This window comes from Streptomyces noursei (assembly GCF_016917755.1).
Lineage (GTDB): Bacteria > Actinomycetota > Actinomycetes > Streptomycetales > Streptomycetaceae > Streptomyces > Streptomyces yunnanensis.
Genome location: NZ_CP070326.1, coordinates 5,529,482 through 5,550,831, shown reverse-complemented (window position 1 = coordinate 5,550,831; position 21,350 = coordinate 5,529,482). Strand labels below are relative to the sequence as shown.

The 21,350-nt window shown below is 72.1% G+C and carries 19 protein-coding genes and 1 pseudogene; 5 read left to right on the top strand and 15 right to left on the bottom strand.

What is annotated here, in order from left to right; all coding sequences use genetic code 11:
- Positions 1-75: 75 nt before the first annotated feature.
- Positions 76-2,601 carry an ATP-dependent Clp protease ATP-binding subunit gene (locus tag JNO44_RS24610; RefSeq protein ID WP_205366123.1) on the bottom strand — a complete coding sequence of 842 codons (2,526 nt, stop codon included), beginning with the start codon at positions 2,599-2,601 and terminating at the stop codon, positions 76-78.
- 497 nt (positions 2,602-3,098) lie between these two features.
- On the opposite strand from JNO44_RS24610, the gene JNO44_RS43670 reads away from it, so the two are divergent.
- On the top strand, positions 3,099-3,779 hold the full coding sequence (locus JNO44_RS43670) for an SCO3374 family protein (RefSeq protein WP_240167995.1): 681 nt from the start codon (positions 3,099-3,101) through the stop codon (positions 3,777-3,779).
- Here JNO44_RS43670 and JNO44_RS24605 read toward each other — a convergent pair.
- The 10 genes and pseudogenes from JNO44_RS24605 to JNO44_RS24560 form a co-directional block, all read right to left on the bottom strand.
- Positions 3,710-4,042, bottom strand: a complete 333-nt coding sequence (locus JNO44_RS24605) for a histone-like nucleoid-structuring protein Lsr2 (protein ID WP_205366122.1) — start codon at positions 4,040-4,042, stop codon at positions 3,710-3,712. The genes JNO44_RS43670 and JNO44_RS24605 overlap by 70 nt on opposite strands.
- Positions 4,043-4,199: 157 nt before the next feature.
- Positions 4,200-4,718: an amino-acid N-acetyltransferase gene (locus JNO44_RS24600; protein ID WP_205366121.1), complete on the bottom strand. Its 519-nt coding sequence runs from the start codon at positions 4,716-4,718 to the stop codon at positions 4,200-4,202.
- 9 nt (positions 4,719-4,727) lie between these two features.
- The gene (locus JNO44_RS24595) at positions 4,728-5,198 is read right to left on the bottom strand and encodes a BlaI/MecI/CopY family transcriptional regulator (protein ID WP_235096068.1); all 471 of its coding nucleotides are present in this window, start codon (positions 5,196-5,198) and stop codon (positions 4,728-4,730) included.
- Positions 5,199-5,367: 169 nt separating this feature from the next.
- Positions 5,368-5,547, bottom strand: coding sequence for a hypothetical protein (locus tag JNO44_RS24590; protein ID WP_073444463.1), 180 nt, complete (start codon positions 5,545-5,547; stop codon positions 5,368-5,370).
- Positions 5,548-5,606: 59 nt separating this feature from the next.
- Positions 5,607-6,350, bottom strand: coding sequence for a hypothetical protein (locus JNO44_RS24585; protein ID WP_235094010.1), 744 nt, complete (start codon positions 6,348-6,350; stop codon positions 5,607-5,609).
- A gap of 122 nt (positions 6,351-6,472) precedes the next feature.
- On the bottom strand, positions 6,473-7,270 hold the full coding sequence (locus tag JNO44_RS24580) for a type III pantothenate kinase (RefSeq protein WP_073444461.1): 798 nt from the start codon (positions 7,268-7,270) through the stop codon (positions 6,473-6,475).
- Positions 7,271-7,275: 5 nt separating this feature from the next.
- The gene (gene nadC, locus JNO44_RS24575; protein WP_205366119.1) at positions 7,276-8,304 is read right to left on the bottom strand and encodes a carboxylating nicotinate-nucleotide diphosphorylase; all 1,029 of its coding nucleotides are present in this window, start codon (positions 8,302-8,304) and stop codon (positions 7,276-7,278) included.
- On the bottom strand, positions 8,301-10,064 hold the full coding sequence (locus tag JNO44_RS24570; protein ID WP_205366118.1) for an L-aspartate oxidase: 1,764 nt from the start codon (positions 10,062-10,064) through the stop codon (positions 8,301-8,303). The genes nadC and JNO44_RS24570 overlap by 4 nt, the downstream gene beginning before the upstream one ends.
- On the bottom strand, positions 10,061-11,248 hold the full coding sequence (gene panC / locus JNO44_RS24565) for a pantoate--beta-alanine ligase (protein WP_205366117.1): 1,188 nt from the start codon (positions 11,246-11,248) through the stop codon (positions 10,061-10,063). Before panC ends, JNO44_RS24570 begins: the two co-directional genes overlap by 4 nt.
- 251 nt (positions 11,249-11,499) lie before the next feature.
- Positions 11,500-12,459, bottom strand: a pseudogene (locus tag JNO44_RS24560) (Rossmann-like and DUF2520 domain-containing protein); the annotation flags it as partial.
- A 307-nt stretch (positions 12,460-12,766) separates the two neighbouring features.
- Between JNO44_RS24560 and JNO44_RS24555 the strand changes: the two are divergent.
- On the top strand, positions 12,767-13,930 hold the full coding sequence (locus tag JNO44_RS24555; protein ID WP_235096067.1) for a threonine aldolase family protein: 1,164 nt from the start codon (positions 12,767-12,769) through the stop codon (positions 13,928-13,930).
- Between the two features lie 175 nt (positions 13,931-14,105).
- Here JNO44_RS24555 and JNO44_RS24550 read toward each other — a convergent pair whose 3' ends face one another.
- A complete protein-coding gene (locus JNO44_RS24550; protein WP_205366114.1) occupies positions 14,106-14,423 on the bottom strand; it encodes a hypothetical protein in 318 nt (105 codons plus the stop codon).
- A 100-nt stretch (positions 14,424-14,523) separates the two neighbouring features.
- Here JNO44_RS24550 and JNO44_RS24545 point away from each other — a divergent pair, with 100 nt between their 5' ends.
- On the top strand, positions 14,524-15,633 hold the full coding sequence (locus JNO44_RS24545; protein WP_205366113.1) for a DUF5937 family protein: 1,110 nt from the start codon (positions 14,524-14,526) through the stop codon (positions 15,631-15,633).
- 39 nt (positions 15,634-15,672) lie between these two features.
- On the opposite strand, the gene JNO44_RS24540 is transcribed toward JNO44_RS24545, so the two are convergent.
- The 3 genes from JNO44_RS24540 to JNO44_RS24530 form a co-directional block, all read right to left on the bottom strand.
- Entirely contained in the window at positions 15,673-16,380 is a 708-nt protein-coding gene (locus JNO44_RS24540) for a glycoside hydrolase family 75 protein (RefSeq protein WP_205366112.1), read from the bottom strand.
- A 164-nt stretch (positions 16,381-16,544) separates the two neighbouring features.
- The gene (locus tag JNO44_RS24535) at positions 16,545-17,228 is read right to left on the bottom strand and encodes a response regulator (RefSeq protein WP_205366111.1); all 684 of its coding nucleotides are present in this window, start codon (positions 17,226-17,228) and stop codon (positions 16,545-16,547) included.
- Between the two features lie 187 nt (positions 17,229-17,415).
- Positions 17,416-18,621 carry a sensor histidine kinase gene (locus tag JNO44_RS24530; RefSeq protein WP_205366110.1) on the bottom strand — a complete coding sequence of 402 codons (1,206 nt, stop codon included), beginning with the start codon at positions 18,619-18,621 and terminating at the stop codon, positions 17,416-17,418.
- A gap of 276 nt (positions 18,622-18,897) precedes the next feature.
- Between JNO44_RS24530 and JNO44_RS24525 the strand changes: the two genes are divergently transcribed.
- The gene (locus JNO44_RS24525) at positions 18,898-20,076 is read left to right on the top strand and encodes an SAM-dependent methyltransferase (protein WP_205366109.1); all 1,179 of its coding nucleotides are present in this window, start codon (positions 18,898-18,900) and stop codon (positions 20,074-20,076) included.
- A gap of 123 nt (positions 20,077-20,199) precedes the next feature.
- Entirely contained in the window at positions 20,200-21,342 is a 1,143-nt protein-coding gene (locus tag JNO44_RS24520; protein WP_205366108.1) for an NADH-quinone oxidoreductase subunit D, read from the top strand.
- The last annotated feature ends 8 nt before the right edge of the window (positions 21,343-21,350 follow it).

Below are 21,350 nucleotides of genomic sequence, written 5' to 3'. Positions count from 1 at the left end.
GCCCCGTGCAACACAAAACCGCCCCGGAACCGTCGATCGAACGGTTCCGGGGCGGCTGCGTATCTCAGGTAAGGACTACGCGTCCTTGCTCAGGTTGGGACCGGAGCCACCCGTCGCGGACTCCACCGGCGGGGCGCTGGGCACCGCCGACTTCTCCTCGCCGCGGAAGGTGAACTTGGCGGACTCGCCCTCGCCCTCCACGTCGACGACCACGATGTGGCCCGGACGCAGCTCGTTGAAGAGGATCTTCTCCGAGAGGGCGTCCTCGATCTCGCGCTGGATCGTGCGGCGCAGCGGACGGGCGCCGAGCACCGGGTCGTACCCGCGCTTGGCCAGCATCGACTTGGCCTCGCCGCTGAGCTCAATGCCCATGTCGCGGTCCTTGAGGCGCTCGTCCACCTTGTCGATCATCAGGTCGACGATCTGGATGATGTCGTCCTCGGTGAGCTGGTGGAAGACCACGGTGTCGTCGACACGGTTGAGGAACTCGGGCCGGAAGTGCTGCTTGAGCTCTTCGTTGACCTTCGCCTTCATCCGCTCGTAGCCGGTCTTGACGTCGCCCTGGGCGGCGAAGCCCAGGTTGAAGCCCTTGGAGATGTCCCGGGTGCCGAGGTTGGTGGTCATGATGATGACCGTGTTCTTGAAGTCCACGACCCGGCCCTGGGAGTCGGTCAGGCGACCGTCCTCCAGGATCTGCAGCAGCGAGTTGAAGATGTCCGGGTGGGCCTTCTCGACCTCGTCGAAGAGGACGACCGAGAACGGCTTGCGGCGCACCTTCTCGGTGAGCTGGCCGCCCTCTTCGTAGCCCACGTAGCCGGGGGGCGAACCGAAGAGCCGGGAGACCGTGTGCTTCTCGCTGAACTCCGACATGTCGAGGGAGATCAGGGCGTCCTCGTCGCCGAAGAGGAACTCGGCGAGCGTCTTGGAGAGCTCGGTCTTACCGACACCGGACGGGCCGGCGAAGATGAACGAGCCACCGGGACGCTTGGGGTCCTTCAGACCGGCACGGGTGCGGCGGATCGCCTGCGAGAGCGCCTTGATGGCGTCCTTCTGGCCGATGACGCGCTTGTGCAGCTCGTCTTCCATCCGCAGGAGCCGGCTGGACTCCTCCTCGGTGAGCTTGAAGACCGGGATGCCCGTGGCCGTGGCCAGGACCTCGGCGATCAGCTCCTCGTCCACCTCGGCGACGACGTCCATGTCGCCGGCCTTCCACTCCTTCTCCCGCTTCGCCTTCGCGGCCAGGAGCTGCTTCTCCTTGTCGCGCAGGCCGGCGGCCATCTCGAAGTCCTGCGAGTCGATCGCGGACTCCTTCTCGCGGCGGACGTCGGCGATCTTCTCGTCGAACTCGCGCAGGTCCGGCGGCGCGGTCATCCGGCGGATGCGCATCCGGGAGCCGGCCTCGTCGATCAGGTCGATCGCCTTGTCCGGCAGGAAGCGGTCGGAGATGTAGCGGTCGGCCAGGGTGGCCGCGGCGACCAGCGCGGCGTCCGTGATGGACACCCGGTGGTGCGCCTCGTAGCGGTCCCGCAGGCCCTTGAGGATCTCGATGGTGTGCGGCAGCGACGGCTCCGCGACCTGGATCGGCTGGAAGCGGCGCTCAAGGGCCGCGTCCTTCTCCAGGTGCTTGCGGTACTCGTCGAGCGTCGTGGCACCGATGGTCTGCAGCTCGCCGCGCGCCAGCATGGGCTTGAGGATGCTGGCCGCGTCGATGGCGCCCTCGGCGGCGCCCGCGCCGACCAGGGTGTGCAGCTCGTCGATGAACAGGATGATGTCGCCGCGGGTGCGGATCTCCTTGAGGACCTTCTTCAGGCGCTCTTCGAAGTCACCGCGGTAGCGGGAGCCGGCGACCAGCGCGCCCAGGTCGAGGGTGTAGAGGTGCTTGTCCTTGAGGGTCTCGGGCACCTCGCCCTTGACGATGGCCTGCGCCAGGCCCTCCACGACCGCCGTCTTGCCGACGCCGGGCTCGCCGATGAGGACCGGGTTGTTCTTGGTGCGGCGGGACAGCACCTGCATGACCCGCTCGATTTCCTTCTCGCGCCCGATGACCGGGTCGAGCTTGGTCTCCCGTGCGGCCTGCGTGAGGTTGCGGCCGAACTGGTCCAGGACCAGGGAGGTCGAGGGCGTGCCCTCGGCGGGGCCGCCGGCGGTGGCGGCCTCCTTGCCCTGGTAGCCGGAGAGCAGCTGGATGACCTGCTGGCGCACCCGGTTCAGGTCGGCGCCCAGCTTCACGAGGACCTGGGCGGCGACGCCCTCGCCCTCGCGGATCAGGCCGAGCAGGATGTGCTCGGTGCCGATGTAGTTGTGGCCGAGCTGGAGGGCCTCGCGGAGCGACAGCTCCAGGACCTTCTTGGCACGGGGCGTGAAGGGGATGTGACCGGACGGGGCCTGCTGGCCCTGGCCGATGATCTCCTCCACCTGCTGGCGGACCGCCTCGAGCGAAATGCCGAGGCTCTCCAGGGCCTTAGCGGCGACACCCTCACCCTCGTGGATCAGACCCAGGAGGATGTGTTCGGTGCCGATGTAGTTGTGGTTGAGCATCCGGGCTTCTTCCTGAGCCAGGACGACAACCCGCCGCGCACGGTCGGTGAACCTCTCGAACATCGTTAATCGCTCCTCAGAGCGGTCAGGCAGTAAGGGGTCGGTCCCCTCCCTGTCCTTCCGCATGCTAGTCCCGCAGGGCGGGACAGCTCATTCCAACTGCCGACACCCGTCCGGATCACCCCGCTCCGACGGGGAAATTTACTGCCGAACAGCTGACATCTGCTCCAACTCGATGGTGCGAGACGATGTTCCCGCAGGCCAGGCATATACGCATGCCGCCACTACGCCCGTGGCGAACGCGGGCCTCGCCGACACACCGTCCACCACCGGCCAAAGGCGGCGGCGAACTGCCGAGGGCGCCGGTCACAGCGTCTCTTCCCACTGAGACTGTCTTACCCGCTGCCACTGACACTCCATGCGGCGCGGGCCTTTTCCCTCCGCTACGGGCGAACACCCACACATCCCGGGATGCCCCCGTGCCCCCCTCCGCAATATACGGAATGCAACGCTCCATACACGCAACGTAACCTTCCGCGATGCCGGGAGTTGCACCGGACATGGCCTGCGCGCTTCCGCGACCCCGCTCCCCGCTCTCCACCGTCCGCCGGTGGTACGAGGAGGAGCTCGGTTGGCCGTCCACCGGCACGGATCCGGTGGAACTCCTCACGGGCCTGCGCTTCGACGTCCTGGAGATGCCCGCCGACGCGGGACGCGCCGTTCTGCAGCGGATGCCGCGTACCGGTCCGGTCGCCCTGTTGCGGCCCGGACCGGGCGAAAAGAGTGCGGCGGATCGACCGAAATTGCTCCTGCTCATCGCGGCCGGTGGCGCGGAGGAGCTCCCGGAAATCCTGGAATGGCTGGAGTGGGGCACGCTCGCGGCGGATCTCACCGCACGTGGGGCCGGGGGGCGGATGCCCGCACCGGCACCCCCCTCAGAGGGCCGGGCGCCGGATGACTGCGGCGCGCGGGAGGCCGCGGGGTGGGTGCGGCCTCCCCGGCCTGGGTACGAGGTGGAGAATTCTCTGCCCATCACGGGGATCGGGGCAGGAATCGGGGACGTTGGGGGCGCCCCCGACCTCGTACGGCTCGTGAGCGCGGCGGCAACGGAGTGCCACCGGGCCCGGTTGGTACGTGCTCGTAACGGTCAATCTGATCGCGCGTACGGCGATCAGCCGTTGGCCTTCTCGAATGCCTCGCGAATGTCGGCGGGGACACGGCCACGGTCATTCACGTTGTAGCCGTTCTCCTTCGCCCACGCACGGATCTTCGCGGTGTCCGGGGAGCCCGCGGAAGCCGCACGGGCCTTCCCGCGGCCAGCGGAACGGCCACCGGTCTTGCGGCCGGCCTTCACGAACTCGGCCAGCCCGTCGCGAAGCTTCTCCGCGTTGGCGTCGGAGAGGTCGATCTCGTAGGACTTGCCGTCGAGAGCGAACGTCACGGTCTCGTTGGCCTCGCCACCGTCGAGGTCGTCGACAAGAAGAACCTGAACCTTCTGTGCCACCAGGATTCCCTTTCATCGAATGTGGATTACGACGGAAAGCAAACCGCTTTTCCGGGAAAAACACAAACCCTTGGGTAGGGTTCACTTGCCCACAGAGCGGGGAACGCATGCTTCCGTAGCCATGAGATAGGGGAGCGATTCGGACATAGAACGCTGATCACAGGTGCAGAAGCATGCGGCTGTTGCCCAGGGTGTTGGGCTTCACTCGTTCGAGACCGAGGAACTCGGCAACGCCCTCGTCATAGGAACGCAGCAGTTCGCTGTAGACATCCCCGTCTACGGGAGTCTCGCCGATCTCCACGAAGCCGTGCTTGGCGAAGAAGTCGACTTCGAAGGTGAGACAGAAAATTCGCCGCACTCCCAGCCACCGCGCGGTGGCCAGCAGCTTGTCCAGGACCTGGTGGCCGACTCCGGTCCCCCGCTGTGACCGGTCCACCGCCAGGGTACGGACCTCGGCCAGGTCTTCCCACATGACGTGCAGTGCTCCGCAACCGACGACCTCGGCGTCTTCGTCCCGCTCGGCCACCCAGAACTCCTGGATGTCCTCGTAAAGCGTGACGGTCGCTTTGTCGAGCAGGATCCCCTCGTGCGCGTAGGCGTCGATGAGGCGGCGGACGGCCGGTACATCGCTGGTCCGGGCACGGCGGACGGTGAGCCCTTTTGAATGCGCTGGCATGCCCGGACGCTATCGCCCCTTGCCGCCGGCCTCCGCTCCGGGTTCATCTCCTTCGCCGGCCGGCGCTTCATCCGCGGCTTGCGGCTGTTCTTCCCGGGCCTGTTCCCCGGCGCCTTCGCGGGCCGTCGCCTGTTCTTCCTCTGCTTCGGGCCGATCGTCGACCTGCACCATCCGCACGGCATCGCGGAGGGCTTGCCGCTGTTCCGGCGACATCATGCCGAAGAAGGCCACTAGTGCGGCGGCGGGGTTGTCACTGGCGGACCATGCTTCGTTCATGAGTGCGGCCGAGTAGGCGGCGCGAGTGGAGACCGCCTCATATCGATAGGCGCGGCCTTCGGCTTCGCGGCGCACCCAGCCCTTCTGATGCAGGTTGTCCAATACGGTCATGACCGTGGTGTAGGCGATCGACCGTTCCTTCTGGAGATCCTCCAGAACTTCTCGAACAGTGACCGGGCGGTTCCACTCCCAGACCCGCGTCATCACCGCGTCTTCCAGATCACCCAAGCGTCTCGGCACACAAGAAGAATAGTGGGAGATGTCGCGAATGCCGGTTGATCTCGTTGCGTTTGGTCCGGAAAAAGGAAGTACGGCCCGGGACGGTCAATCCCGAGCCGTACTGAGCGGGCGGCCCGCCGGAAATGGCGGCAGTTCAGGCGCGGAACGCCTTGGGCTCCTGCCCGGCGGCCTCGGCACGGGCGAACGCCTCGTCGACGGCCGCGTCCTCCTTCGACTTGTTCTGCCCACCCTGGCTCTTGATCATCGTGACGATCAGGCAGGTGAAGGCGACTGCCATCACTACGGGCGGGAGCAGCGCGGCGACGTAATCCATGGCATGGGCCTCCTTCAAGGCGTAAGCCCGCGACAGTACCCAGCCAGAGTACGCAGCGCTCAGGCGGTGCGGGTCTCCGGGGGCGGGACAGGCTTCCGACGGGGCGGAAACACCTCACCGGGAGTGGGGATCGGCCGGTCGGGCCGCGGCGCCTTGGGGCGCGGGGCGGGCTTGGGCGGTTCCCGGCGGGGCTCCGGTCGCGGCTCCTGTTGGGGATCCCGATTGGGGTCCGCGCCGGAGTCCGGGCCGGGTTCCGCCACGCTCCTGGGCGCCGCGGCCGAGGGGCGCGGACGGCCGCCGGTGCGACCACCGGTGAGGGCGTCCGGGGAGGCACTCGAACGCCCGCCCGGCAGCGCGCGCAGGCGGACCCGGACGGTGTGCTCGGCCAGCCGCTCGCAGTGCCGCAGCAGTGCGGTGCGGCGCTTCCGCTCGGTCTCGGCGGCGGGCCGGGCGAGCAGCGAGCGCAGCGCGGCGAGGTCGTCGGGGCCGGGGACATGGCCGGCCGCCAGCGCCTCTTTGAGCCGCGTGAGATAGCCGGTGGCGGCACCGGGCAGGGCTTCGCGGTAGCGGGCGAGGTCGGCCAGCAGGAAGGCGCGCAGGCGGGCGCCCTCGCGGACCGCCTCGTCCACCGCCTCGGCCAGCCGGAGGTATTCCTGGACGTCCTGCGACCGGTCCGCGCCGAGGGCGCCCAGGGGCGCGGCGGGAGAGGTCGTCTGGAGGGCATGGGCGAGGGCGCGACGGAGTACACGCAACTCATCGGCGCCGAAGGCCATGCCGCCGCGGGATCCGTATGGCATTGGCATGGGGCGACTTTACGACCAATTCGGAAAAAAGCCGCTTAATTCGCATGCGGTGGCGCGGCAGCGGGGCGCGCGTCACACGGGCGCCCCAGTGGGGAACCGACCGCGCCCCTCCGCCGCCCCGGTTACCGCCGCCCGACGTTGCGCTCGTACACCAGCCGCAGGCCGATCAGGGTCAGCCAGGGCTCGTGCTCGTCGATCACCGAGGACTCGCCGAGCACCATCGGCGCCAGCCCGCCGGTGGCGATCACCGTCACGTCGTCCGGGTCGTCCGCCAGCTCCCGGGCCATCCGCTGCACCACGCCGTCCACCTGGCCGGCGAAGCCGTAGAGGATGCCGGACTGCATCGCCTCGACGGTGTTCTTCCCGATCACGCTGCGCGGCCGGGCCAGCTCGATCTTGCGGAGCTGGGCGCCCTTGACACCGAGCGCGTCCACGGAGATCTCGATACCCGGGGCGATCACGCCGCCCACGTATTCCCCGCGGGCGCTCACCGCGTCGAACGTGGTCGCGGTGCCGAAGTCGACGACGACGGCGGGGCCGCCGTACAGCTCGACGGCCGCGAGGGCGTTGATGATCCGGTCGGCGCCGACCTCCTTGGGGTTGTCCATGAGGATCGGCACGCCCGTCTTGACGCCCGGTTCCACCAGGACCGCCGGGACGTCCCCGTAATAGCGACGGGTCACCTCGCGCAGCTCGTGGAGCACCGAGGGGACCGTGGAGCAGATGGAGATGCCCTCGATGTTGTCGCCCAGGTCTTCCCCGAGCAGCGGGTGCATGCCCATCAGGCCCTGGAGGAGCACCGCCAGTTCGTCGGCGGTGCGGCGGGCGTCGGTCGAGATCCGCCAGTGCTCGACGATCTCGTCACCGTCGAACAGGCCCAACACGGTGTGGGTGTTGCCCACGTCGATGGTCAGCAGCATGGCGATCAGAGGCTCTCGTCGTCGCTCTCGCGCAGGTCCAGGCCGATGTCGAGGACCCGGGCGGAGTGGGTGAGCGCGCCCACGGCCAGGTAGTCGATGCCGGTCTCCGCGTACGAGCGGGCGTTGTCCAGGGTGAGGCGGCCCGAGGACTCCAGGATCGCGCGGCCGGCGACCAGTTCCACGGCCTCCCGGGTCTGCTCGGGCGTGAAGTTGTCCAGCAGGATCAGGTCGGCGCCCTCGGCGAGGATCGGCGGGATCTGGTCGAGCCGGTCGACCTCCACCTCGATCGGCACTCCGGGGAACTCGCGCCGCACGGCCGTGAACGCCTCCGCGACGCCGCCCGCCGCCACGACGTGGTTGTCCTTGATGAGCGCCGCGTCGGACAGCGACATCCGGTGGTTGACCCCACCACCGCAGCGCACCGCGTACTTCTCCAGGGCGCGCAGACCCGGCGTCGTCTTACGGGTGTCGCGGACCTTGGCCTCGGTGCCTTCGAGGACGTCCGCCCAGGCGCGGGTCAGGGTGGCGATCCCGGACAGTCGGCCCAGGAGGTTCAGCGCGCTGCGCTCGGCGGTGAGCAGGTCGCGGGTGCGGGTGGTGACGGACAGCAGCTTCTGCCCGGCCTCGACCCGCTCGCCGTCCTCCACGTGCCGCTCGACCGCGAACTCGTCGGTGCAGACGACGGAGAGCACCGCCTCGGCGATCCGCAGACCGGCGACCGTGCCGGGCTCCCGGGCCGTGAAGTCCCCGGTGGCGAAGGCGTCTTCGGGGACGGTGGCCACGGTGGTGACGTCCACGCCCTGGTCGAGGTCCTCCTCGATGGCCATGTGCGCGATGTCCTCGACCTGGACGGGGTCGAGGCCGGCGGTCACCAGGAGGGCGGCCAGGTCCGGGTCGAGCCCACAGGTCAGCGGGTCCAGCTCGTAGGCGTCGCCGTCACCGGCGCACCCACAGGCGTCGCCACAGCCTCCGCCTTCGGGGGTGGCGCCGAGCCGGCCGATCTGCAGGAGGGGGAGGTCGGGGGTGCTGCTCACGGGGTGGGCTCCGTATCGGGAAGAGGGGCGGACTGAGGGGCGGGGCCGACGGTCGGCGGAAAGCCGGCGGTCTGTGTGGTGTGGACGCTCAGGGTGCGGTCGGCACCGAGGGTGATGCGGAAGTGCCGGCGCCAGGAGGCATCGTCGCGGTCCGGGTGGTCCTCCCGCCAATGGCAGCCGCGGGTCTCCTCGCGCCGCCGCGCGGCGGCGACCAGGACCCGGCCGACACACAGCAGGTTGGTGGCCTCCCAGGCTTCCACACCGGGCTCGGGGGCCTTGACAGATGCGGGAGTGGGGTCCGACGCCGCCTCGACGGCCTCCTGGTGGAGCCGGTCGAGGTCCTCGGCGGCCCGGGCCAGGCTGGCCGCGCTGCGCAGCACACCGGCCCCGGCGGTCATGATCCGCTGGACGGCGACGTGCGCCTCGGGCTGGAGGAGGGGCAGCGGGGCGCGGGTCTCCACCGGGGCGGAGGCCGGGACCGCCGGCCCGTCGGCGGCGATGTCCGCGGCGATCCGCTCCGCGAACACCAGGCCCTCCAGAAGGGAGTTGGAGGCCAGCCGGTTGGCGCCGTGCACACCGGTGCAGGCCACCTCGCCGCACGCGTACAGGCCGGGGACGGTGGTCCGGCCGGACAGGTCCGTACGGACGCCGCCGGAGGCGTAGTGGGCTGCCGGGGCGACCGGGATCGGCTCGGTGACCGGATCGATGCCGTGCACGCGGCAGGCGGCCAGGATGGTCGGGAAACGGCGCTCCCACATCTCGGCGCCGAAGTGGCGGGCGTCCAGGTACATGTGCTCGACGCCCTGCTCCAGGGACCGGCGCAGGATCGCCTTGGCCACGATGTCGCGCGGGGCCAGCTCGGCGAGTTCGTGCTGTCCGACCATGAAACGGGTACCGTCCGCGTCGACCAGGTGGGCACCCTCGCCGCGTACGGCCTCGGAGATCAGCGGCTGTTGGCCCTCCGCCTCCGGTCCCAGGTAGAGCACGGTCGGGTGGAACTGGACGAATTCGAGGTCCGAGACCTCGGCACCGGCGCGCAGCGCCAGGGCCACCCCGTCGCCGGTGGAGACGGCCGGGTTGGTGGTCGCGGAGAACACCTGGCCCATGCCCCCGGTGGCGAGCACCACCGCCGGCGCGTGTACGGCACCGACGCCGTCGTGCTGGCCCTCCCCCATGACGTGCAGGGTGACGCCGGCCGTCCGGCCCTCGGCGTCCGTGAGGAGGTCCAGGACCAGCGCGTTCTCGATGGTGCGCAGTCCCGCGGAGCGGACCGCGGCGACCAGTGCACGGGAGATCTCCGCGCCGGTGGCGTCGCCGCCGGCGTGCGCGATCCGGTTGCGGTGGTGGCCGCCCTCCCTGGTGAGCGCGATCTCGTCGCTCCCGTGGGCGGTGTCGAAGCGGGCGCCCGCTTCGATCAGCCGGTGGACGGCGTCCGGGCCCTCGGTCACCAGGGCCCGCACGGCCTCCTCGTCGCACAGGCCGGCGCCCGCGACGAGGGTGTCGGCCAGGTGCTGCTCGGGGGTGTCGCCGTCCCCCAGGGCCGCGGCTATCCCGCCCTGCGCCCAACGGGTGGAGCCGTCGTCGAGGCGGGCCTTGGTGACGACGACGGTCCGGCGACCGGCGGCGGCGCAGCGCAGCGCGGCGGTCAGCCCGGCGACGCCGGAGCCCACGACGACGACGTCCGCCGTGATGGACCACCCGGGGGCGGGGGCGGTGAGTCGTATGCCGGTGGGTCCGGTGGCGGTTCCGGTAGCGGTCATCGGGTCGCTCCGAGGGGGCCTTGGGGTGGGGTGGACTTCCTGCTCTTGCGGGTGGCTCCGGAGACCGGCGCGGGCGCGGACTTCCCCTGGGGGCCGCCGTGCCGTCCCTGGGCGGCGGCCGGATACGGGGCGGCGCCCGCGGTGAACACGAGCCGGATGTTGTCGATGAGCCGGGTGGTGCCCACCTTGGCGGCCACCGCGAGGACCGCCTCGCCCTCGTAGTCGTCCGGGACCTCGGTGAAGTCGCGCGGGTCGATCAGGGCCAGGTAGTCCAGGTGGAGCGGCGGGTCCAGGTGGGCCGCGTCCTCCAGCACCGCGCCGGCGGCCGCGCGGGCCACCGACGGGCCGTGCGGCGGGCCCGAGGCGGCGTAGGCGACGGCGTGCGCGTCGGCGGCCGCCCGGTCCTCCCCGAGGGCGGCCAGCGCCGCGGAACGGTCCTGCACGGGGTGCCCGGTGGAGGCGGCGCGGGCGCGCAGCGCCTCTTCGGCGGTGAGCCGGTCGCGGGCCGCGAAGAGCGCCGCGGACAGCGCGAGCGCGGTGCACCGCTCCGGGCCGGACAGATAGCGGTTGCGGCTGGAACGGGCCAGCCCGTCGGCCTCCCGCACCGTCGGGACGCCGACGACCTCGACGGGGAAATTCAGGTCGGCCGCCATCCGCCTGATCACGGCGAGCTGCTGGGCGTCCTTCTCCCCGAAGAACGCCAGGTCCGGCGCGGTCAGATGGAGCAGCTTGGCGACGACGGTGAGCACCCCGTCGAAGTGCCCGGGGCGGCTGGCGCCCTCCAGGACGGTGCCCATGGGGCCGGCGGACACGCGGACCTGCGGTTCCCCGCCCGGGTAGACCTCGTCGACCGACGGCGCGAAGACGGCGTCCGCGCCCGCCCGGGCGGCCAGCAGCACGTCCTCGTCCAGGGTCCGCGGGTAGCGGTCCAGGTCCTCGCCCGCCCCGAACTGCAGCGGATTGACGAACACCGTGACGACGACCTGGCCCTGCGGCCCGACCCGCTCCCGGGCGGCCCGGACCAGGGCCGCGTGCCCCTCGTGCAGCGCCCCCATGGTCATGACGACGGCCCGTACACCGCTGCGGCGCGGCAGCGCGCGCAGGGCCGCGGCGGTGCGCACGAGTTGGGGTTCCGGCGCCGTGCGAGCGGCGTCCGGGGTCGGGCTGACGGGCGAGGAGGTCATGCGTCGCCTCCGTGGGGGCCGAGGTCGGGGGATGCGGAATCGGGCGAGTCGGGCCGGGTGGGCCGGGGGCCTTCAGACGGGCCAGTGGATTCCGGACGGATGGGACCGGAGGTGGGATCGGTGTCCACGGTCCGGTCGGGGTGATCGGCGTCCGTGGACCGCTCGGCCCTCTCGGCCCCCTCGGCACCCTCGGGACGGTCGCGATCACGATCCCGTTCGTCCTCGGCCTCGCCCTCGGTCCCGGACGGCGGGTCGGAGGGCGCCTGCCCTCCGGAAGACGCGGCCGGACCGGCAGTACCGCCATCGGGGGCCGGGCCCGCGAGCACGTCCAGCAGCTCCGCCGCCAGCTCCGGCTTGAGCAGACCGTGCGTCAGCGCCCGGTCGGCCGTCGTACGGGCCATGGCCAGATAGCCGGCGACGGCCTGCGGGGCGTGCTTGCGCAGCTCCGCCACATGGGCCGCAACGGTCCCCGCATCCCCCCGGGCGACCGGGCCCGTCAGGGCGGCGTCACCGGAGCGCAGCGCGTTGTCCAGGGCCGCGCCGAGCAACGGGCCGAGCATCCGGTCCGGGGCCCGCACACCGGCCTTCGTCAGCAGCTCCATGGCCTGCGCCACCAGCGTGACCAGGTAGTTCGCGCCGATGGCGAGCGCCGCGTGATACAGCGGACGGGCGGATTCCGCGATCCACTCTGGCTCTCCGCCCATCTCGATGACCAGTGCCTCGGCGGCCATCCGGAGTTCCTCGGGCGCGGTCACCCCGAAGGCGCAGCCGGCCAGCCGCTGCACGTCCACGGACGTGCCGGTGAACGTCATGGCCGGGTGCAGCGCCAGAGGCAGCGCGCCGGCCCGGGTCGCCGGCTCCAGCACCGCCGTGCCGAAGCGCCCGGAGGTGTGCACCAGCAGTTGGCCCGGCCGTACGGCGCCGGTCTCGGCGAGGCCGTGCACCAGGTCGGCCAGGGCGTCGTCGGGGACGGTCAGCAGCACGAGGTCCGCACGGGCGAGCACCTCGGCCGGGGGGACCAGCGGGACACCGGGCAGCAGGTCGGCGGCGCGCCGCACCGAGGCGTCGGAGACCCCCGAGACGGCCACCGGGCGATGCCCCGCGAGCTGCAGCGACGCGGCGAGCGCCGGCCCGACGCGGCCTGCCCCGACGACTCCGACGGTGAGCCGGGCGGGCCTGTCCTGGGCCTCGATGGAGGGATGTGGGTTCACGTGGCAACGGCCTTCCGTTCCAGTCCGCGAGGGGTACCGGACGATTCGTCGCCATGCTACGCGAGTGCCTCCCACCGCCCGGAGAGCTGTACCGAGGGTGAGACGAGGGTCTCCGAGCAGAAACGGAACGCCTCACTCCGCCCTGTTCGGAGAGTTATCCACAGGGCTCGCCGCGCCGGCGGCGCCCGCGCGATGATCGATACGACACCTCGCGCGGACGGCGCGGGACGAAGCAGAGGTGGGGGACATGATCGAGGGCGGAAAGCACCCGGCAGACGCCGGGAAGCACACCGGCGGGGACGGCGCGATGGAGGACACCGTGGTCGCCGCGGCCGACGACCGGGAGCGGCGGTTCGCCGCCTGCCGCGGCTCGGTGCGGACACTGTCCGGCGCCCGCCCGCCGGAGACGATCGCCGAGCGGCTGGCCCGTCTGACGGCCGACGCCCCCGGCGTCTACGGCCTCGACGACTGGACGGACTTCTACGGCAACGACGACGGCATCGTCGGGGAGTTGGAGCGTCGGACGGCCGACGCGCTGGGCACCGGGGCCGCCGTGTTCTTCCCGACCGGCACGATGGCGCAGCAGGTGGCGCTGCGCTGCTGGGCGGGCCGCACGGGCAGTACGACGGTCGCCGGTCACCCGCTGTCCCACCTGGAGGTGCATGAGCGCGACGCGTACGCGGTGGTCAGCGGGCTGCGCATGGTGCATCCGACGGGCGCCCCGCGCCTGCCGACCGCCGGCGAGATCTACGATCTCCAGGAACCCTTCGGCACCCTCGCCCTCGAACTCCCGCTGCGGGACGCCGGATACGTCCTGCCCAGCTGGGAGGAGCTGACGTCGGCGGTCGCCGCGGCGCGGGACCTGGACGCGGTGGTGCACTTCGACGGCGCCCGGCTGTGGCAGTGCGCACCGCACTTCGGCAGGGAGCTCCCGGAGATCGCCGCCCTCGCGGACAGCGTCTACGTCTCGTTCTACAAATCGCTGGGCGGGATAGCGGGCGCCGCCCTGGCCGGCACCGAGGAGTTCGTCGAGGAGGCCCGGGCCTGGCGGCACCGCTACGGCGGTCAGCTCTTCCAGCAGTGGCCGACCGCTCTCGCCGCGCTGGTCGGGTTGGAGCAGGAGCTTCCGCGGCTGCCGCGGTACGTGGCCCAGGCCAAGGTCGTCGCCCGGGCGCTGCGGGAGGGTCTGGCGGAGGCCGGCGTGCCCTGGTTCCGGATCCACCCCGAGGAGCCGCACACCCATGAATTCCAGGTATGGCTGCCGTATCCACCGGAGGTTCTGAACGAGGCGGGCACCCGTCAGGCGGAGGAGACCCGGACGACGCTGTTCGGCAGGTGGTTCGAGCCGGCTTCGGTCGGACCGCCGGGAGTGGCGATGACGGAGGTCACGGTCGCCTCCCCCGCGCTGGAGTGGACGGCGGAGGAGATACGCACGGCGGTGGGCGACTTCGTCCGGCGCATCGACGGCTGACGACGGCCGGCGCGGCCCCCCGGGCGCCCCGGCGACGCATCTCGCGCGGACCTCGGCGAGGACCACCGCGAAGCCCCCCACGAGCTCCCGGCAGGGCCGTTGGTGCTCGTGCGGGTCGTGCCCGGGCGTTTGCTGCGCGGACGGTTCACGCTCGTGCCGTGGCCGCCGGGGTGGTTCATGCCCGGGCCGTTCCCGCGCGGTGCCTGCCGTCGTGCTCGGCGGGGAGCCGTCCGGCGACGGGACGGGCCGGTCCGGCGGGGCCGCCGTCCAGCGGGCGGGGGCCGTGCGCCAGCAGTGCCGCGGTGGCGCGTGCCAGCCGTCCGCCGCGCCCCCACCAGCGCTCGGCGGGTTCGCTGACCACGGCTTGGAAGCGGCGCCACTGCCGGACCTCCCGGACGGTGCGGGCGGTTTCCGCGTACGGTGCGGGCGGGGTGGCCTCGCCTCGCTGGGCGGCGCGGTAGCTGTCGAGGAGATGCTGCTGCATGGCGTTCATGTCCCTCACTGTGGGACGGCCGAGCGGTCTCTGGCGCGTCGATTGACGAGAGCCGTCAATCGACGACACCGCAGGTCACGGCCTCGCGCATGATAGGTCCATGGCCAACGTCATCGACATCACCGGGCTGCCGCCGGAGCGCGTCGTCTTCACGCCCTCCCCGCTGGCCGAGCTGAGTGCGGCGCTGCACGCGCTGTCCGAGCCGGGCCACCATCCGGGGCTGCACGGCTGGGTCACCGCGACCAACGCCGGGCTGAAGACCGACCTGGCGGACCGGCTGTGCGAGGCGGACTTCCTGTGGCGGTCCTCCCGCTCCGACATCCTGCTGCCCGCCCACCCCAAGGCGACGCTGCGGGAGGAGCTGGACGCGCTGGACACGATCGACGACGAGCGGTTCGTGGCCGCCTTCTTCGAGATCAACTGCTCGGCCAGGTACACGCTTCCCACGCCGTCGCCCCTGGTCGACGCCGGTGAACGGGCGCGGGTACGGGAGATGGCGGCGGCCCGTGGCCCGCGGCAGGCGGCGTTCACGGATCGGATGCTGACCGACCCTGACGGGCTGCGGGTGTGGCTGCGCCGCCTGTTCGAGGACTGCGAGGACGCCTTCTTCGGGGACATCTGGCGGCGGGTGGGCATCCAACTCGCCGCCGACGCCCGGCACAAGACCGAGCTGCTGCGGCGCAAGGGCCTGGCCGAGACGCTGGCCGCGACCTCGCGGGCGTTGACGCTGGACGAGACGCAGGACGGCAGCGGCACCACCCGGATCCTGGTCGACAAGCTGGCCAGCGGGCGCACAACGGCGTTCGCCGACCCCGCCGATCCCGGGCTCACCCTGCTCCCGACCTCGTTCGGCTGGCCGCACCTGCTGTTCAGCCACGCGCCCGGCTGGCGCCCGGTGCTCCAATACCCGGTCGCCAGCCCGGAGTTGCCCGCCCCGGCCACGCTGGAGCTCGTCCAGCAACGGCTGGAGGCACTCGGCCACCCGATGCGGATGCAGCTGTGCCGCACCCTGTCGCGGGGGCCGCACACGACGGGGGAGCTGGCGACGGCGTTCGGCATCACGCCGCCGGAGGTGTCGCGGCACATCGCGGTGCTGAAGAAGGCGGGGCTGCTGCAGACCCGGCGCCGCGGGCGCTATGTGCTGCACCAGCTGGACCTCCAGGTGGTGGCCCGGCTGGGCAGCGACTTCCTTGAGGGCGTGCTGCGCTGAGGGCGGCGGTCCCGGCGCGGGCCGCCGCCCCACCGCCCGTCAGTTCTGTTGCAGGAACGCCTTCGCCAGGGCGTCGCCGCGAGCGACCGCATCGGCGTGGCTCTCGATCGGCGATGCCTGGGAGTCCTTGAACAGCAGGTAGGTGACGCCCGCATCCGCGCCGCCGGTCTCGGGGTTGGGGTCGATGCCCAGCCCCTTGGCGGCCGCGTAGGACGCCTCGCCGATGATCTTCTCCGGTCCGGTGTCGCCGACGGCGGCGTATTCGACCTGGTTGTTGTAGATGAGGGCGACCACGCCGCCGCCCTTGATGCCCGCGGACTCGTAGTTCCAGATGCCGCTGACGCTGGGCACCACGACATAGGGGAGCTTCGCGGCGTTCAACGGCTTGCCGTCGGACTGGCGGAAGCGGGTGTCGTCCTGGAACCAGGGGTCGGTGTCGGCGTTGCACTGCGCGGTGATCTGCCCGTCGCAGTCGATGTCCATGTCGGCCTTCCAGAAGACGGCGCCGTTCTTGCCGCAGACCGGGACGGTGGCCGAGGTCTCCTCGTCGGTCCGGTACTTGCCGTTGGATATCTGCTTGCAGTCCTTGAGTTTGGCGAGCAGTTGGGCCGCGGAGACCGAGCCCTCCTGGAGGGCGGCGTGCGGCGCGGCCCGGTGGGCGGCCGGCTGGGCGGCGGCGGGAAGGGCCGCTGCGGTGAGGAGGGCGGCGCCGGAGGCGGTGGCGAGGGCAAGCGTTCTGCTGCGCACGGGGAACCCTTCTGTTAGGAAAGTTTCCTTACCGCGCGCCAATCTGCTCCCGTTTACGTGTTCGCGTCAATACTCGTGCCGGACATCGCCCGTACCGCGACAACCGGGCCGGCCGGGCCTGCGCCCCACCAGCCCGGTCGGCCCGGTCGGCCCGGTCGGCCGCGCTACGCCCCGGCGCCCCCGGCCCGGACCAGCCCCGTCTCGTACGCGAGCACCACCGCCTGGACCCGGTCCCGCAGGCTCAACTTCGTCAGGATCCGGCCCACATGGGTCTTGACCGTGGCCTCCGACAGCACCAGCCGCGCCGCGATCTCGCCGTTCGACAGCCCCTGCGCGACGAGCAGCAGCACCTCCCGCTCGCGCTCGGTCAACCGCTCCAACTCGGGCCGCGCGGGCTCACCGGCGGTGGCGGGCAGCATCGGCGTGAAGCGGTCCAGCAGGCGGCGGGTGGTGGACGGGGCGACGACCGCGTCCCCGCTGTGCACCGACCGGATCGCGGCGAGGAGTTCGCTCGGCGGGACGTCCTTGAGCATGAAGCCGCTGGCCCCGGCCTTCAGCGCGGAGAAGGCGTACTCGTCCAGGTCGAAGGTGGTCAGGATGAGCACCTTCGGGGCGCCCTCGGGCTGTCCGCCCCCGCAGATCCGGCGGGTGGTCTCGACCCCGTCGAGATGCGGCATCCGGACGTCCATGAGGATCACGTCCACGTCGGTGGAGCGCAGCACCTCCAGGGCCTGCACCCCGTCGCCCGCCTCGGCGACGACCTCCATGTCGGGCTGTGCGGCCAGCACCATCCGGAAGCCGGTGCGCAGCAGCACCTGGTCGTCGACGAGCATCACGCGGATGGTCATGGCAGGGGGATCCCTTCACAGGTTGCCTGGGTCGGCTGGGTCGGCTGAGGCGAGTGGGACGGAAGCGAGCGGGGCGGCCCCGAACGGGACCACGGCGAGCGGCGCCGGGCCTCACGGGACCACATCGTCTTACGGGAGCGGCACCGTGGCGTGCCGGGCCGGTGCGGCGGCGGCGCGGACGGGCCCTTCACCGCTCCGCCTTGAGCGGCAGCACGGCGTTGACCCGGAAGCCGCCGCCGGGCCGAGGCCCGGCGTCGAGGATTCCACCGACCATGCCCACCCGCTCGCGCATACCGATCAGGCCGTGGCCGAGCCCGTCCTCGCCGCCCGACTCGTAGAGCTCGTGCTGCGCGCCGCGGCCGTCGTCCTCGACGAGCAGATCGAGGTCGTCGTCCCGGTAGGTGAGGCGGACGGTGGCGCTGACACTGGGGCCGCCGTGCTTGCGGGTGTTGGTCAGCGCCTCCTGGACGATGCGGTACGCGGTCAGTTCGACGCTGCTGGGCAACGGGCGCGGCTCGCCGACCACCCGGAAGTCGACCGGCAGCCCCGCGCCCCGGACCTGGTCTATGAGATCGGCGAGCTGCTCGACGCCGGGCTGCGGCACATACTCCCCGCCCTCGGCCTGCTCGCCGGTGCGCAGCACGCCCAGCAGCCGGCGCATCTCGGCCAGCGCCTGCCGGCCCGTGCCGGAGATCGTCTCCAGTGCCTGCCGGGCCTGCTCGGGCGCGGCATCGAGGACGTAGGCGGCGCCGTCGGCCTGGACGACCATCACCGAGACGTTGTGCGCGACGACGTCGTGCAGCTCGCGGGCGATCCGGGCGCGCTCGGCCGCGACCGCGATCCGGGACTGGGCCTCGCGCTCCTTCTCCAGGCGGGCGGCCTTCTCCTCCAGCTGCGCCCAGTACGCGCGGCGGGTGCGGATCGAGTCGCCCAGCACCCAGGCCAGTACGAACGGCACGGTGAGCAGCGCCGTGAAGAACGCCGCTGCCCACAACGGCGTTTCGACCGGGCTGTCCCGGAAGCGGAGCTGGGACAGGCCGGGGCCGATCAGCGCGGCGGCCAGTGCGAAGCGTGAGGCCCAGCGGCGGGCCGAGGTCTCCGAGGCAACGGTGTAGATGATCACCAGCATCGCGAAGTCGCCCGTATTGGGCGTCACGTTGAAGATCAGCTGGCCGACGCCGAGGGCGGCGGTCAACAGCAGCATCTTGACCGGGTACTTCCGGCGCAGGGCGATGACCAGGCACAGCCCGATGCTGAAGAACAGGCCGAGGAACTTGCCCTCGATGCCCGACTGGGAGATGACCCACAACCCGGTGAGCCCGAAGAGGAGGAAAGCCCAGAAGCTGTCCACTCCCGTCGGGTGCCTGCGGAGGAAGTCATAGAGGCGCTGCACGTAACCCAGCGTAGGCAGCGCAGAGGGGTAGCGGAGTCAACCGGAGGGGCGATCCTCTTCGGTGGGGCCTACTCCGCTAGGTGGAGGTCCCGTGCGCCCATTGTGTCGCCCCCGGGGGCGACACATGATCACAAAGCCCGGGCGTCCCCCGCCCCGCCCCGGAGAAACGCCCGCCACCAGCGGCTTTCCTCCCTACTCAGACTCATACCGCAGGCCGACCGTCACACCACGGGGCGACGCCCCTCGCCGCGCGCCACCCCCCGTACCGTGGTGCGTGTGACAACACAGGGACGCGGGCCGGCGGCGAACGAGCACCGGCAGGCCCGGCCGGCGACCGCCGAGGACCACCACCCCGCCGCGCCCTCCGGCCCCGGCACCGACGGCGCCGCCGACCCGGCCGCCGCCGACGGCACCTGGCGCGGCTGGCGGGAGGCGACCGAGCACGCGCTCTACGGCCCCGACGGCTTCTACACCCGCCCCGGCGGCCCCGGCCCCGCCGGCCACTTCCGCACCTCCGTCCACGCCTCCCCGCTGTACGCCGGCGCCGTCGCCACCCTCCTCCGCCGGGTCGACGCCGCACTCGGGCACCCGGACGAGCTGGCCCTGGTCGACGTCGGCGCGGGCCGCGGCGAGCTGCTCACCGGCGTGCTGGCCGCCCTGCCCGAGGACGTGCGCGCCCGGCTGCGCCCGTACGCCGTCGAACGCGCCGCGCGCCCCCAGGGCCTCGACCCCCGCATCACCTGGCGCGCCGAGCTGCCCGCCCCGGGCTCCCTCACCGGCCTGCTCTTCGCCAACGAGTGGCTGGACAACGTCCCGGTGGACGTCGTCGAGACGGACGCCGACGGCGTACCGCGCCGCGTCCTGGTCCGGGCCGACGGCACGGAACGGCTGGGTCCGCCCGTCGACGGCCCGGACGCGGAGTGGCTCGCCCGCTGGTGGCCGCCCGTCGCGCCGGAGGCCGACGCCGGCCCCGCCACCGGGTTGCGCGCCGAGATCGGCCGCCCCCGGGACGCCGCCTGGGCGCGCGCCGTCCGCGCCCTCCGCGCCGGGCTCGCGGTCGCCGTCGACTACGCCCACCACCGCGCCGACCGGCCCCCCTTCGGCACCCTCACCGGCTTCCGGGAGGGCCGCGAGGTCCACCCCGTCCCGGACGGCAGCTGCGACCTCACCGCGCACGTCGCGCTGGACGCCTGCGCCGGCCCGGCCGCCGAGCGACTGACCCAGCGCGCCGCGCTGCACTCCCTCGGCGTGGCCGGTCGCCGCCCGCCGCTGTCCCTGGCCGGCACCGACCCGGCCGGCTACCTACGGGCGCTCGGCGCGGCAGGGGACGCCGCGGAACTGACCGACCCGGCGGGCCTGGGCGGCTTCGGCTGGCTGCTGGAGCCGGTCGGTGGCACCGCCTGCGCCGGCCTGCTCGCCTCCGACGTCCCGGACCGACGGCACCCCACGGCCTGACCGCACGGCCGCACCGCGTGGCCGCGCCCCATGCCCCGACCCCGCCGCCCGGCCCTCGGTCGGGCCCGTTCCACACCACGGACCACCCGGCTCCGCTTCACCCCGCCCTGCGACACTGTCCCCATGACGGAGACGACGGTCGGCATCGGCGGCGCGGCGGAGAGCACCGACATGGTGCTGAACATCGGCCCACAGCACCCCTCCACGCACGGCGTGCTGCGGCTGCGCCTCGTCCTGGACGGCGAGCGCATCCGGCACGCCGAGCCGGTGATCGGCTACATGCACCGCGGCGCCGAGAAGCTCTTCGAGGCCCGCGACTACCGCCAGATCATCATGCTCGCCAACCGCCACGACTGGCTGTCGGCGTTCTCCAACGAGCTGGGCGTGGTGCTCGGCGTCGAGCGGATGCTCGGCATGGAGGTCCCCGAACGCGCGGTGTGGACCCGCACGCTGCTCGCCGAGCTGAACCGCGTCCTGAACCACCTGATGTTCCTCGGCTCGTACCCGCTGGAGCTCGGCGGCATCACCCCCGTCTTCTACGCGTTCCGGGAGCGCGAGGAGCTGCAGACCGTCATGGAGGAGATCTCCGGCGGCCGGATGCACTACATGTTCAACCGGGTCGGCGGCCTCAAGGAGGACCTGCCCGCCGGCTGGCTCGGCCGGGCCCGGCAGGCCGTCGCCGACGTCCGCTCCCGTATGGGCGTCTTCGACGACCTGGTGCTGGGCAACGAGATCTTCCGCGGTCGCACCCGCGGCGTGGGCGTGCTGACCCGTGAGGCGGTGCACGCCTATGGCGTCTCCGGGCCGATCGCCCGCGCGTCCGGCGTCGACTTCGACCTGCGGCGCGACGAGCCGTACCTCGCCTACGGGGACCTGCAGTCCACGCTCAAGGTCGTCACCAAGGAGGAGGGCGACTGCCTGGCCCGCTTCGAGTGCCTGCTGGAGCAGACGCACAACTCCCTCGACCTGGCCGACGCCTGCCTGGACCGGATCGCGGAGCTGCCGCCCGGTCCGATCAACCAGCGTCTGCCCAAGGTCCTCAAGGCCCCCGAGGGCGCGACCTACGCCTGGACCGAGAACCCGCTCGGCATCAACGGCTACTACCTGGTCTCCAAGGGCGAGAAGACCCCCTACCGCCTGAAGTTGCGCTCCGCGTCGTACAACAACATCCAGGCGCTGACGGAGCTGTTGCCGGGGACCCTGATCGCCGACATGGTCGCCATCCTGGGGTCGATGTTCTTCGTGGTCGGGGACATCGACAAGTAGCCGGACCG